11 protein-coding genes and 1 pseudogene are annotated in these 14,253 nt (G+C 35.9%); all 12 read right to left on the bottom strand.

Going from position 1 to position 14,253, the window contains the following annotated elements:
- Positions 1–406: 406 nt before the first annotated feature.
- Complete coding sequence (mfd, locus tag NKG37_RS06690; RefSeq protein ID WP_254416015.1) at positions 407–3,946, bottom strand: transcription-repair coupling factor; 3,540 nt, start codon at positions 3,944–3,946, stop codon at positions 407–409.
- 888 nt (positions 3,947–4,834) lie between these two features.
- On the bottom strand, positions 4,835–5,065 hold the full coding sequence (locus tag NKG37_RS06685; RefSeq protein WP_016204739.1) for an anti-sigma-F factor Fin: 231 nt from the start codon (positions 5,063–5,065) through the stop codon (positions 4,835–4,837).
- Positions 5,066–5,159: 94 nt separating this feature from the next.
- Positions 5,160–5,723 carry an aminoacyl-tRNA hydrolase gene (pth, locus tag NKG37_RS06680; RefSeq protein ID WP_016204738.1) on the bottom strand — a complete coding sequence of 188 codons (564 nt, stop codon included), beginning with the start codon at positions 5,721–5,723 and terminating at the stop codon, positions 5,160–5,162.
- A 155-nt stretch (positions 5,724–5,878) separates the two neighbouring features.
- Complete coding sequence (locus NKG37_RS06675; RefSeq protein ID WP_254416014.1) at positions 5,879–6,520, bottom strand: 50S ribosomal protein L25/general stress protein Ctc; 642 nt, start codon at positions 6,518–6,520, stop codon at positions 5,879–5,881.
- A gap of 168 nt (positions 6,521–6,688) precedes the next feature.
- Positions 6,689–7,645 carry a ribose-phosphate diphosphokinase gene (locus NKG37_RS06670; protein ID WP_016204736.1) on the bottom strand — a complete coding sequence of 319 codons (957 nt, stop codon included), beginning with the start codon at positions 7,643–7,645 and terminating at the stop codon, positions 6,689–6,691.
- An 88-nt stretch (positions 7,646–7,733) separates the two neighbouring features.
- Positions 7,734–9,092, bottom strand: a complete 1,359-nt coding sequence (glmU, locus tag NKG37_RS06665; protein WP_016204735.1) for a bifunctional UDP-N-acetylglucosamine diphosphorylase/glucosamine-1-phosphate N-acetyltransferase GlmU — start codon at positions 9,090–9,092, stop codon at positions 7,734–7,736.
- Between the two features lie 306 nt (positions 9,093–9,398).
- Positions 9,399–9,689, bottom strand: a complete 291-nt coding sequence (gene spoVG / locus NKG37_RS06660; RefSeq protein WP_026574035.1) for a septation regulator SpoVG — start codon at positions 9,687–9,689, stop codon at positions 9,399–9,401.
- A gap of 187 nt (positions 9,690–9,876) precedes the next feature.
- The gene (locus NKG37_RS06655; protein ID WP_254416013.1) at positions 9,877–10,251 is read right to left on the bottom strand and encodes a RidA family protein; all 375 of its coding nucleotides are present in this window, start codon (positions 10,249–10,251) and stop codon (positions 9,877–9,879) included.
- 20 nt (positions 10,252–10,271) lie between these two features.
- Positions 10,272–11,093, bottom strand: coding sequence for a pur operon repressor (gene purR / locus NKG37_RS06650; RefSeq protein WP_254416012.1), 822 nt, complete (start codon positions 11,091–11,093; stop codon positions 10,272–10,274).
- Between the two features lie 55 nt (positions 11,094–11,148).
- Positions 11,149–12,018, bottom strand: coding sequence for a 4-(cytidine 5'-diphospho)-2-C-methyl-D-erythritol kinase (gene ispE / locus NKG37_RS06645; protein ID WP_254416379.1), 870 nt, complete (start codon positions 12,016–12,018; stop codon positions 11,149–11,151).
- 409 nt (positions 12,019–12,427) lie between these two features.
- Positions 12,428–12,610: a small, acid-soluble spore protein, alpha/beta type gene (locus NKG37_RS06640; protein WP_254416011.1), complete on the bottom strand. Its 183-nt coding sequence runs from the start codon at positions 12,608–12,610 to the stop codon at positions 12,428–12,430.
- Between the two features lie 330 nt (positions 12,611–12,940).
- Positions 12,941–14,185 (bottom strand): annotated as a pseudogene (locus NKG37_RS06635) (IS1380 family transposase); the annotation flags it as partial.
- Positions 14,186–14,253 lie beyond the last annotated feature (68 nt).

The raw sequence follows: 14,253 nt of genomic DNA, 5'->3' as shown, positions 1-14,253 counted from the left end.
CATGGGAAGTTCACTTCCCAAATCGGGGATGAAACATTTATCTATTCAAGTACTGAACTTAGATGTCATCAATCAGAAAACTTTTTAACTTTTATTTATTTTGTTTATACCCTTGTCCCTCCATATTAAACATTCCTTTTACGTAATATTCTTTATAATTACGGGTATGAAAAAGAAGCTCTCCTAATGGAGAGCTTCTCAGACTGTAGACAAACTCCTTGAAATTTAAGGTTTTTACCTATGGTCTTTTTGTTGATTTCCACTACAGGGGTTCGCTCCTGCAGGGTCTCGGTCTTTCTCGAATCTCCCTTAGGATCCTTACCTATCCGCTCCAACCAACATGGTTGCATCAAGTTAGTCTAGAATTCTAATTCCGACAAACTTTCCTACTTAAAATTTCTTTTCATCATTTTGTAACTTGCTCTGGTTCTTTTTTAAATGTATTTAACGCTTCTACCATTTCGTGACACGCTTTAAGCCATTTTTCTTTTTCGACACCTTTTACATGGAAAATCATTTTTAGTTTTCTTCCATCCATGCCAAGACCAATCATTCGACCATATTTAGAACTTTTCTCAAATATTTTTTGTCCATCCATACGATCACTACCTTGTTCTGATAACAGAATAAGAACTTCATCCTTTGTTTGTTTAATCAATTCTATTCCCGCTTGCTTTCCATAAATCTTCATTTCTGTGATTTTGAAAAGATAAGAAACTTCCTCTGGATAGTCTCCAAAACGGTCGATTAATTCTTCTCTTAGTTCTTCCATATCCTCTAAGGTTGTAACACCTCTAAACCTTTTATACATCTCAATCTTTTGCTGTCCATCACTAATATAAAAATCTGGAATATAAGCATCAATATCTAAATCAATTTCAATTGTCTGTTTTTGTTCTTCCGTTATCGTTCCTCTTCTCTCTTCTATTGCCTCTTTTAGCATTTGAGAGTATAAATCAAACCCGACCGAATCAATAAATCCATGCTGTTGAGCACCGAGAAGGTTTCCAGCCCCACGAATAGTTAAGTCACGCATAGCGATTTTAAAACCAGATCCTAATTCTGTAAACTCTTTAATTGCCTGCAGTCTCTTTTCTGCCACTTCTGTTAGGACTTTATCTTTCTTATACGTAAAATAGGCATAAGCTACTCGATTAGAACGACCAACTCTTCCCCTCAATTGATATAACTGGGACAACCCCATACGATCTGCATCCTGAACAATTAATGTATTTACATTAGGAATATCTACTCCTGTTTCAATAATCGTTGTACTTACTAAAACATCGTATTCTCCCTCTAAAAACCCGATCATTACTGATTCTAATTCATTTTCCGTCATTTTCCCGTGAGCATAGGTAACCCTTGCATCAGGGACTAACATGGAAATTTCTTCGGCCTTTCTTTCAATGTCTTCCACACGATTATATAGAAAATAAATCTGCCCATTTCTCGCAAGTTCTCTTTCAATAGCTTCTCTTACAAGCCCACCATTGTATTCCATAACATAGGTTTGAATAGGGAATCTATTTTCAGGAGGTGTTTCGATAACAGATAAATCTCGTACACCTAACATAGACATATGGAGTGTTCTAGGAATTGGAGTTGCCGTTAGTGTCAACACATCAATATTAGTTTTTAATTGTTTAATCTTCTCCTTATGCGTTACCCCAAATCGTTGTTCCTCATCAATAATCAATAAGCCCAAATCTCGATATGATATATCTTTTGATAGAATCCGATGTGTACCTACAACAATATCAATCGTTCCCGCCTTCAACCCTTTGATTGTATCGTTTTGCTGCTTTCTTGTCCGGAATCTACTTAGCAAACCAATTTCTATCGGGTAGTCTTGAAAACGCTCTCTCAACGTTTCATAATGCTGTTGTGCCAAGATAGTCGTTGGAACTAAGAAGGCAACTTGTTTTCCGTCAGCTATCGCTTTAAAAGCTGCTCGGATAGCAACTTCTGTCTTTCCATAACCAACATCTCCACAAAGAAGGCGGTCCATCGGTCTTTCTCTTTCCATATCTATTTTTATCTCATGAATAGATCGTAATTGATCCTCCGTTTCCTGGTAAGCAAATGCCGCTTCAAATTCCCGCTGCATTTCCCCGTCTGGAGAGAAGGCATAACCAACAGAAGCCTCTCTTTCCGCATACAGCTTAATAAGATCATCCGCTATATCTTGAACAGAAGACTCTACCTTTTTCTTTACTTTCTTCCAATCGTTACCGCCTAATTTGTATATTTTTGGTTCTTTGCTCTCTGATCCAACATATTTTTGGACCAAATCAATCTGCTCAACAGGAACGTATAACTTATCATTTCCTTGATATCGTAAATGTAGGTAATCCTTGTGGACACCATTAATTTGAAGTGTTTCAATCCCAAGGTATTTACCAATACCATGGTTAACATGGACTACATAGTCACCAACATTTAACTCAGAGTAACTCTTTATACGCTCTGCATTTGTTAGTTTTTGTCTTCTTTTGGATAACTTTTTAGTCTTTGTCTTAAATAGTTCTTCTTCTGTTATTACCGCTAGTTTTAGGATAGGAAGCTCAAACCCTGACTGCAGATGACCTTCTAATAATTGAATTTTCCCTTCGGAAATCTTCTTAGCGTTTTTTTGAATCATTACTTCCATATCATAATCTTGAAGAACTTGCTCTAACTTTTCTAAGCGCTCCTCACTATTACCAAGCAGAACAACGGTGTAATGATTTTTTTTCCATCTTTCCATTTCTGTCTTCAAAACATTCATTTGCCCGTGGAAATTCTGCATTTGTTTACAGGATACATTTATGATATTTTGCGGATTAGTATTTGGAACATGGCGTAAGAATAAAGATAAATAGACAATTGGCTGTTTTGCCTGATGTAAAAGATGATTGATACTTTGAGATAAGGTTAACCCATGAATAATTTCTCCCTCACCTAACAAGCTTGTATACCAATCAGCTTCTTCTTTCTCAAGCGTGTCATTCATTTCTTGCACTCTACTAATTTCATCGACAATTAAAAAACCGTTACTCGGTAAATAATCTACTAAACTGACATGTTCTCCATAAAGGATGGATAGGTATTTATATATCTGTTCTGGCTTCTGTCCATTTCGTAGCTGTTCTATTTCGCTACCGATGTTTTGTGTTAGTAATGTTTTGGTTGCTTCATCTTTTATTTTTTTTAAACTTTCAGCTAAGCCCTTTTCAAGCTTTTCTATTAGGTTGCTAACCGCCTTTTCATCATAAAGAATCTCTGTAGCAGGACCAATGCTAACGGTTTCCTTCTTTTCCTTCGAGCGTTGATCTTCAAGTGAGAACGCTCTAATGGAATCAATCTCTGTATCAAATAATTCAATACGAAGTGGATCTTCTTCTGTTAATGGATAAATATCCAAAATTCCACCACGCACACTAAATTCCCCCGGTGATGCAACCATCTCCGAGCGAACATACCCCATATGAACGAGTTTCAATAAAAATGCTTCTAAATCTAAATCCTGCCCAATTTCAAGCTTTAACTGAGCTTCCTTCCATAACTTTTTAGGAGGAAGTAGCTTTCTCAAACCTGCTACTGGCACAATCATTATTCCCGATTTTTTCTTCGCCCAATAGTTCAATACTTCTATACGCTGGGCCTTAAGTTCAGGACTCGCAATGCTAATTTCCGCCGCAATTAATTCATTAGCCGGATAAAGAAAAACATCCTTTTCATCCACTATATTGGTAATATCGTCATAAAGCTTTTGTGCCTGCAATAAATTATGCGTTACGATTAATAACGGTTTCTTTGTTCTTTCATAAATAGAAGTCATATATAAAGTACGTGCTGAATTAGAAAGCCCTGAAACTAATTGCTCATGTAATCCAGCATCTAACCCAGAAATGACATTTTGTATATCTTCTTGCTGTTTAAATAAATCTTTTAGCCCTAACAAAAAATTTTCCCTCCCATTCGAAAGCAAAGGCACCATAAAAGTGGTGCAGAGCTAGTTTATTTCAAGTATTTAGTAAAATGGTTACCCCTAGCTACTAGCCCTTTTATCTTTAAGGTTTAAATCAATCCTAATAATTTGTTTCTCTTTTACATGAAGATTTATAATTGCAATCTATTTGTTTCCTCATAAAATACCTTAGTATATAAGGTCTTTCAAAAATCTTAAAATTTGAAGTTCTCCATACATCATATAAGAAATTTTGCTAAAAGGAAGAAGAAATACTTCTTAATGTTGTTATATACGAGATATCTTGCCTATATTCCTGCAATACAAAAGAAAACATATATACAGACAACGGAAAAATGGGGCTGGGACAAAACTAGATAGCCAATCTGTAAAGACGAACAATCTCTAATTTATCTCTTAAATAAAGGTTCCTTTTATACAATGGTTATTTATGTTTTTAAATATAGTCAAGTGTAAAAACTAATTCGTTCCATTGCGCTACAGAAACTCGTCTTCCGCTCCATTCCACTCTGTTTTTAAAGGCAATTCCCTAAAAAATATTGTTTTTTTAGAAAAAATGAATTAGTAGGAAATATGGAGCAGCCTGAATACACGTAGACTCCTATGGGAGCTGCGAGAAAGTCCGAGACCCTGCAGGCCATAGGCCGAAGCGGCTCGGCGCTCGCCCCATGGAAAGCGAAGTGTATTCAGGCTGCGGATATTAACACTAACTGTACTGAAACAGCCTTTTATAAAACTAATAAAACCCGAACAATCATTTAGGATTATTTGATAGTTGTTCGGGTTTATCTATGACTGGAATACTTATGTCCCAGCCTCTTTTTCCCGAATTAAAAACTGCCATTTTATTTGAGCGCGCTTTTAATGAATCAAATAATCGTTTTCATAATAACCAGGATTTTTCGATAATGACTCTTGACAATCTTCACAAATAGATTTTACCTCAACATCACCTGTTTGATGGTACTGAATCATTTCGGAGCGGTCTTCTTCTGTTAAATGATCAAAACCTAATCGATTTGTTTCTACTGATTCCACATCAATTGACCCTATATGCACACCACAATGTCTGCAATGATAGTGTATAGCCATTCCAAGGCCTCCTTACTAGACATTAAATATAATGCTAGTATTAACCTATTCGAATGAAAATATAACCAAAACAACTGGAATGCACCTATATAGCTTACTGGATATTATATTTATTCATTACTTGCAAAAAAGGTTCCTCTGTCCAATGTGCACAAGCATCTGCACATTTCTGGATAGTCCCTTCTAATATATCCATCTCTTCCTTTGTAAATTTCCCAAGGACATAATCTACAACCTTCATTCCATTTTTCGGGCGATCAATCCCGACTCTTATACGATTAAATTTTTCAGTCCCCACATGAAGAATGGTTGACTTAATTCCATTATGTCCGCCAGAGCTTCCTTTTTGACGAAGTCTTATCTTTCCGACCGGCAAGTCTAAATCATCATAAATAACTACTAAATCTTCTGGCTGTAAATCGTAATAGTCCATAATAGGACGAATAGATTCTCCGGAAAGATTCATATATGTAAGCGGCTTTAATAAAATTATCTTTTCACCGCCAATATTTCCCATTCCAAAATTCCCTTTGAATTTTGCTTTATCTAATGGAATATTATAATGGCTTGATAAAAAATCAACTACTTCAAACCCGATATTATGTCTTGTTCTATCATATTGCTTACCTGGATTTCCAAGTCCTACGATTAATTTCATTTGAATCCCCCTGCTTTTAATTCTATACTTATAAACCATACAAGAAAAAGGTTTGGCCAATAGAAAGCTAATCGGTCAAACCTTTTCTTGCTTATGTTTTTTAGAAACCTTCTTTCTAAAAAACGTACAGGGAGAATATATTTGAATGGATCGGATTACTCTTCTGCTGTATCTGGCTTTGTTTCTCTGCCTTCTACATTATCAGGCATTCCTTCTTCTTGTTGTTCTCCTGTACTAATTTCCTCTTCCTGTCTTGGTGCAAGAATGGATGCTATTACTTCTTCTTGTTCATGATTAATTTCTATTTTATCATAACCCTTAACATCTCCGACAGTAATCGTATCTCCTACTTGAAGATTTGTTACATTAATATCAATACTAGTCGGTATATCATTAGGTTTTGCTGTAACTGTTAATTCATGTAGAGCCTGTTGCATAACGCCTCCATCTTTTACTCCAGCTGCTTCGCCTACTAGAGATACCCTTACTGGTGCACTGATTGCTTTTGATAAATCTACTGCTAAAAAGTCCACATGTACGATGCCGCGTTTAATTGGATCAGAATCATATTCATTTAAAACAACATTATAGGTTTCTCCGTCAATATCTAACGAAATAACACCATTTCTTCCAACCTCTCGAATTGTTTTTAGGAAATTCGCTTCATTTAAAGAGATCGCAGTATTTTCTACTTTTGATCCATAAACGATACCTGGAATTTCTCCCACATTTCTTAATTTCGTTAAGTTTGAATGCTTTTCCGTCGTACGTTTTTTTGCCTGTAAAGTTGCTGTCATGATTTCACCTTCCATTATTTATTTAAATGAACACTCTTATATAAAAAATGCCCTAAATGGAAGATATTTAAACATAAAGAATTTGCTTTCCTCTGTAAAAAGCAAACCATAATACTAATAGTCGCCTGCCTTAAGACAAGCGACTATCCGTAATCATATAGAGTACTATCAATCAAACAAGAAACTTACAGACTGATCTTGGTGAACGCGAAGAATAGCCTCACCTAATAAATCAGCTACTGATAATTGAATAACATTAGCAGAAAGTTTCTTATCTCCCAGTTCAATAGAGTTTGTTACAACTAGCTCTTTAATTTTAGAATTGTTGATTCTTTCCATGGCAGGTCCTGATAATACAGGATGTGTACAGCATGCATAAACCTCTTTCGCGCCATTTTCAGCAAGAGCATTGGCACCAAGTGTAATAGTTCCAGCTGTATCAATAATATCATCAATCAGAATAGCAATTTTCCCTTCGATATTACCAACAATATTCATTACTTCCGCCACATTTGGCTTTGGTCGTCTTTTATCAATAATAGCAATCGGTGCCTTTAATCGTTCTGCAAGCTTTCTTGCTCTTGTAACACCGCCATGATCTGGAGAAACAATAACAAGTTCTCCATCGAATTCACGTTGACTGAAATAGTTACCTAGAATTGGTACACCCATCAAGTGATCAATCGGAATATCAAAGAAACCTTGAATTTGTGGTGCATGCAAGTCTAATGTAATAACACGAGTTGCGCCAGCAGTTTCTAGTAAGTTAGCTACTAATTTTGCTGTAATTGGTTCACGAGCTCTCGCTTTTCTGTCTTGTCTAGCATACCCATAATAAGGAATTACTAGGTTAATCGTCTTAGCTGATGCACGTTTTAATGCATCAATCATGATTAATAATTCCATAATATGCTCGTTAACAGGTGCACTAGTTGACTGAATAACATATACGTCACAACCACGGATACTCTCTTCAATATTAATTTGAATTTCTCCATCGCTAAAACGTGTTACAGAACATTTCCCTAATTCTACTCCAATTGACTCGGCAATTTCCCCCGCTAATTCTGGATTAGAGTTTAAACTGAATACCTTCAAATTTGGATCTAAATTCTTAACTGGCATGCTGAACCTCCACTGGTCTTTTTCCACTAATAGTACGAAGAATGAAGTATAGCTATTATTACAAATTATTCTTCTTTGTTTAACCTTTTTATTTACGTTTATAATTCTCTTTATTAACTTGGCGGGCACGTGCAATAGAAAGTGCCTCAGACGGAACGTCATCTGTAATGGTGGAGCCTGCTGCAACATAAGCTCCTTTACCAATTGTGACAGGTGCAATTAAATTGGAATTACAGCCAATAAATGCGCCATCTTCTATCGTAGTCAAAAACTTATTTTTCCCATCATAATTAACCGTGATTGTACCACAACCTATATTCACATCACTGCCGACGCTCGCATCTCCAATATAACTTAAGTGAGATGCTTTACTTCCTTTTCCGAATGTTGCTTTTTTAATTTCAACAAAGTTTCCGATTTTCACTTCATCATCAATGATAGATGCTGGACGAATATGTGCAAATGGTCCAATATTTACGTCAGAACCAATGCTGCTATCATGGGCAACAGACTGTTTGATAGCCGTATTATTTCCTACAACACAATTTTTTATTTCTGTATTTGGCCCAATCGTGCAATCTGAACCAATTACAGCATTTCCTGAAATCGTACTTCCTGGGTATATTACGGTATCTTCTTTAATTGTTACGCCTGCTTCAATATAAGTATTTAACGGATCAATAATCGTTACGCCGTTACGCATATGCTGTTCATTGATTCGCTTTCTCATAATTGATTCTGCTTCTGATAAAGCAATCCGATCATTCACACCAATTGTTTCATTGAAATCAATTGTTTGGAACGCACTAACTGTTTCTCCCTGTTGTTTCAAAATCTCAATAACATCTGGCAAATAATATTCACCTTGCACATTTTCATTTGAAACATTATTTAAAGCCTGAAATAACAAAGCATTATCAAATACATAGGTACCTGTATTAATTTCTGTTATTTTTCTTTCTGCTTCCGTTGCATCCTTATGCTCAACAATTTTTTCTACTACCCCCATTTGATTACGAATAATTCTGCCATAACCATCTGGATTACTTGCCTTTGCCGTTAAAATGGTTGCCTTCGCTCCCACTTTCTCATGGTGTAAAAAGAGTGCCTCTATCGTCTCACTTGTCATAAGTGGGGTATCTCCACAAACGACAAGTGTCACTCCTTCTTTGTCTCCAAGAAGATCTTTTGCTTGTATTACTGCATGTGCCGTTCCAAGCTGCTCTTGTTGGTATACGTAATTCACACTATTACCAAGCTGCGCTTTTACTTTTTCTGAACCGTGGCCAATTACTGTTACGATTGAATCCACTTGTAGCTTTTCTACTTGATCTACAACGTGCTGTACCATCGGCTTTCCACAAACAGGATGAAGTACTTTATAAAGTTTTGACTTCATTCTAGTTCCCTGTCCTGCGGCTAAAATCACTGCGTAACGAGTTGTCATTCACAGGCCTCCAATAACCTTTTTATCCACTAAAAAATATATCTTAAATAACTCTTGATTTCAAGGAAGGATTCACAATTTATGTACGCTTCTTTCTAAAAGGTGTTTTTAGATTGTAACATTTTCCTTTTTTCACATAAGCAAATCTTCTAAAAACAAGGATACTGTAGAAAAAATTTCTGTCTCTCTTATGATACTAAAAGTATTGATTGTTTTCATTGGAAAATCAAGGGGTATATAGGAAAGAAATAGGTGGCAAAAAAAAGAGCCTTACTCTTAAGAAGTAGGCTCTAGCTGTAGATTATTTTAGGAAGCTCCAGCTTCTTCAAATTCAATTTCTAATTCACCCAGGCGGTGGTATTCTGCCAAAACTGCTTCCTGGATTTTTCCTCTTGTACCAGAGTTAATTGGATGCGCGATATCCCTAAATTCACCATCCGGTGTTCGTTTACTTGGCATCGCTACAAATAATCCATTATTTCCGTCAATTACCCTAATATCGTGAACAACAAATTCATTATCTAGTGTAATAGAGGCAATAGCTCTCATTCGTCCATCCGTATTAACTCGGCGTAGCCTTACATCAGTTACTTCCATCCTGTTCACCACCTTTACTAGAAGATAAAATCTAGTTATTAAATTCAACAGAATTTTCATAACTCCTTCTTAAAAGGTGAAATTTTTTAGAATATTTAGGATAAAATAAAGAAAATATGCCGAAAAGTGATAAATTCCTCTATTTTTCCACTTTACCTTCGACTATCTTCCTTTTTCTGTAAGTAACTTATTTACAAAGAGCAATTACTTCGATTTCTACTAATACATCTTTAGGAAGTCTAGCTACTTCCACACAAGAACGAGCAGGTTTATGAGTAGAGAAATACTCCCCATATACTTCATTGATCGCTTGGAAGTCTTCCATATTTTTAATAAATACAGTTGCTTTCACCACTGTTTCAAAGGATGCACCAGCCTCTTCTAAAACTGCTGCTAAATTCTTAAACACTTGGTGTGTCTGTGTTTGAACGTCCCCTTCTACTAAGGTACCTTCTGCAGTTAAAGGAATTTGTCCAGAACTGAAAAATAGATTATTTACAATAATTCCTTGAGAATACGGTCCGATAGCTGATGGTGCATTGCTTGTTTGAACAACTTTCATTTATCATTTCCCCCTAAGGTCTACTTTTTGTCAAAATAATTACCATTTTCCACAGAAATTTTCTTTTCTTTTACATCAACACCTGATAATTTGACTAGTGATAAATAATCATCTACTAATCTTTCCTCAGCCTCTTCAGCTTCCACTAATACTGCTATTCCCGCAACACTTGCATTGAATTCCTCTAATAGACTAATCATGCCATTGATCGTACCGCCAGCCTTCATAAAGTCATCCACAATTAAAACTTTGGAACCATCTTCTAAACTTCTTTTAGACAGTAGCATCGTTTGGATTCTTTTAGTTGAACCAGAAACATAATTGATACTCACAGTAGAACCTTCTGTTACTTTGCTATCTCTTCTAACCATAACCACAGGAACATTTAAATAAGTTCCTACTGCATATGCTATAGGAATTCCCTTTGTAGCAACTGTCATCACTACATCTATGTCAGTATCAGCAAAAGCTGATGCAAAAAGTTTTCCAACTTTTTGAACGATAGCCGTATTTCCCAGTATATCATTCATATAGAGGTATCCACCTGGTAAAAGCCTTTCTGGACTTTTAATCAAATCACAAAGCTCTTCTACAAATGGTTTAGCTTCCTCTTCACTGACTCTTACTTGATATTTTACTCCACCGGCTGCTCCTGGCAATGTATGCAAGGTACCAATTCCTCTTTGCTCAAATGTTTCTTTAATAATAGCCAAATCCTCACTTATGGAAGACTTGGCTGAGCCGTACTTTTCTGCAAAATAAGAAAGAGATACTAACTGCCTAGGATGCTCCAGCAAGTAATTCGTCATGTCTATTAAACGCTCACTACGACGAAACTTCATAACCAAACCCCCAAAATCCGAATATTTAAGGACAATTTTACATTATTATACGGATTTAATCAAGAGTATGTCGATGTCCAATCATTCGGACAGCAAACACTTGATCACAAAACCCTCTTAATCCATTGTAAACGCGGTTCATTCTTGAATCATGTTGAATTAATCCAAAAACAGTGGGACCACTCCCGCTCATTAGAACTGCATCTGCCCCAAACTTACATATTTGTTCTTTAATTTGGGCGACCTCTGGATATAAGGATAAAGTGACATTTTCTAGTACATTCCCGACGTTTTCACACATCAAATCATAATCCTTTGATGAAATGGACTCAATCATTTTCTCCGTATTGGGATGCTCAATTTTCTCTACATCTAGTCTTTTATAAATATCTGCTGTTGATACACCGATAAATGGCTTCGCCAATATCACCCAACAAACTGGCGGCGCAGGCAATTCTTTAATGATTTCCCCTCTTCCAGTTGCTAGTGCCGTCCCTCCGTATACGCAAAAAGACACATCAGACCCTATTTCAGCTCCAATGACGGCCAATTCATCCAATGTTAACCCTAAATCCCATAACTTATTTAGACCGCGTAATACGGCCGCTGCATCACTGCTGCCTCCAGCAAGACCTGCTGCAACAGGAATGTTTTTCTCTATTTTTATTTCTACACCTTTTTTTACATTAAACTTTTCTTTTAATATAATTGCCGCCTGATAAGCAAGATTTCTTTGGTCATCAGGAACAAATCTATTAAGAGAAATTATTTTTATTACATCGCTGTCTAGCAGTGCTAGTTCAATTCTATCTGCTAAATCAATTGTTGTCATAATCATTTCTACTTCATGATACCCATCTGGTCTCTTATGAAGCACATCTAATGACAGATTGATTTTAGCTGGCGCTTTAACCAAAAGCTTCAATATTTCCACCCACTTAACAAATTTCATCATTTACTTTTTTCCTCCACCTAACGAAGGAGGATTTTCCAAGGAGGTAATAATAGTAGGCTAGACGAACTTTATCTTTTACCTTATTCCGTACCTAACAAGCATTATGCTCATCTAATCTTCTATATGGATATAGTGATTTTACCACAAATCATTCTCTTACATACAATAGAGATTACGTTTTCCCGATAATTTATCATTCATTTTATGATGGATTCTAACTCCCCATTACTTTGGAACAAAAAAGAACCTATCATTAACCCTAATATCTATACCATTTGTCGATAATATAGATATAAGCTAATGATAGATTCTATTGTACCGTGGGTAACTCCATTATGATTATAATACAAAAAAGATGGACGTAAAGTGACTTTTGAAGTTAGTCTTTATTTTGAGTAAGAAGACTTTGCTCTGCTATTTCTATTGCTCTTTTGACCATATTCCCTGCATCTCTTGCGCGAATACCGCCCCAGCCCTCTTTCTGAACTACATCATAGAAACCAAGTTCTTTTGCTAATTCTTCCTTTAGCCCTTCAGACATAATCCCTTTTCGTCTACCCAAAGTGAATCTCTCCTTTCATCACCCACGGTATGTTTAGTATGTAACCATCACTAGTTTTTCATGTTATCTATTTGTTGCCAAAACTTATGCTTATTTATACATTTACAATCGACTTTATTTAAATATCATCCTGAAATATTCATAGCACTTTAAAAGATGCACGTTTTTCTAAAATGCAGGTGAGAGTTTTCTATCTTTTTATAAGATTGAACATTTTCTAACCTTTAAAATCTAATTAATTTATTTCCCATTGGAAATGTCCTATTTTTAGGCAGACTTCTCCCCTTAACTGAAATTTAAATTTTTTTCAGTTGGTAAAACCAAGTTAAGCTACTCAATCTGGAGTTTTTGTATTTGACCCAATACGTTCCAAAAGAATTTCTGATAGACAAAACTTGATGACAATTTAAAGTAATAAGATCTACCTGATTTCACTAGTTTACTGGCAACTTTAATAAGCCTTGTACGTATGGTATCAATTTGCATCATCTTTTGACCTTGTGGAAAGCAAATGGTTCGTAACCAATTCGTTAAATTATAAGCAAGCAGGCTTAGCATCATTTTTACCGTGTTGACTTGAAAAGAATGACTATTCATGTGATCCAAATAAAAGCCATTCTTTGATTCCTTGATATAGTTCTCCATCGTTCCTCTTTTTTGATAAGCTCGTACGATGTCTTTTGGAGAAGCTATTTCAAAATTTGTAACAAAAAAGGAATGGGCAAAAAGTAATTCACCAGCTGGTCGTACCGATTGGATAATCACTTTTCTTGGTTTCGACCATGACTTGGCTTGATAAGTGGCTTCTTCAAAATAGCGCTCTGTTTCTGAAACATCTCGTGGTGCAGAAGAAGGATGGTATTCTTTAGCAAGACTTTGTAATTGTAGGTTAGATTTTAATCGGATCACATATAAAACGGATTCCTTTTCACACAATTCGTACAAGTCGGGGACGGCAAACCCACTGTCTCCACGAAGGAATAAATTCGTTTCAGGGAACTTTTGGTTGTAGTGTTCAATTAATGGCTGAATAAACTCAACAATACCATTTGAAGTATATACATTTCCGGGACGAAGCTTCGCTTTAAGAAAGTCACCTGTAGCACCATCAAAAGCAACCAATGGATGAAAACCCATTGTTCCATAATGCATATTGTAGGAAGAATCCTCTTGATTTCCATAAGTATCCGAATGGGTTGAATCCAAATCGATAAATAAAGCTTCGGACCCCCGAAATGAATGGATTTTATCAAGTAATTCTTGGTTTGCTTGATTTAAATGATCAATAGACTCTTTATCAAAACGTGTGTAAAAACGAGATAAACTCGGTTGTGAAGCGAGCGCTGGCGTTCCTATGATTTGGGTGAAAACTGGATCTTTCGTTAAATGATCAGCTGCATCATCCTCGGAATAGCCCGCAATCATTTGATAAATCTTTTGACGTAATAAGTTCTCGTTTGAATGGAGGTAATAGGCCCTAGAATCGTTTAACCTCAAATGGTTTTGTAGTGTTTTTGAAAATCCAATTTTCTCATCGAATTCCCTAAAAAGAAATTCACCAGTATCGGAGGACAGATCCCAATGTCATCAAGTTAAGAAACCAGTAATTACCAGTGGTAAACCAAAATTGATGTTTATAATAT

The sequence above is a fragment of the Niallia sp. RD1 genome, assembly GCF_024219955.1.
In the GTDB taxonomy this organism is placed as follows: Bacteria; Bacillota; Bacilli; order Bacillales; family Cytobacillaceae; genus Niallia; species Niallia alba.
This window is presented reverse-complemented; position numbering and strand designations above follow the sequence as displayed.

What these genes read in the sequence shown, in the direction of transcription:
- NKG37_RS06685 (WP_016204739.1), bottom strand. Translation starts at nt 5,065, where the DNA reads ATGGCTATACACTATCATTGCAGACATTGTGGTGTGCATATAGGGTCA.
- pth (WP_016204738.1), bottom strand. Translation starts at nt 5,723, where the DNA reads ATGAAATTAATCGTAGGACTTGGAAATCCAGGTAAGCAATATGATAGA.
- NKG37_RS06675 (WP_254416014.1), bottom strand. Translation starts at nt 6,520, where the DNA reads ATGACAGCAACTTTACAGGCAAAAAAACGTACGACGGAAAAGCATTCA.
- NKG37_RS06670 (WP_016204736.1), bottom strand. Translation starts at nt 7,645, where the DNA reads ATGCCAGTTAAGAATTTAGATCCAAATTTGAAGGTATTCAGTTTAAAC.
- glmU (WP_016204735.1), bottom strand. Translation starts at nt 9,092, where the DNA reads ATGACAACTCGTTACGCAGTGATTTTAGCCGCAGGACAGGGAACTAGA.
- spoVG (WP_026574035.1), bottom strand. Translation starts at nt 9,689, where the DNA reads ATGGAAGTAACTGATGTAAGGCTACGCCGAGTTAATACGGATGGACGA.
- NKG37_RS06655 (WP_254416013.1), bottom strand. Translation starts at nt 10,251, where the DNA reads ATGAAAGTTGTTCAAACAAGCAATGCACCATCAGCTATCGGACCGTAT.
- purR (WP_254416012.1), bottom strand. Translation starts at nt 11,093, where the DNA reads ATGAAGTTTCGTCGTAGTGAGCGTTTAATAGACATGACGAATTACTTG.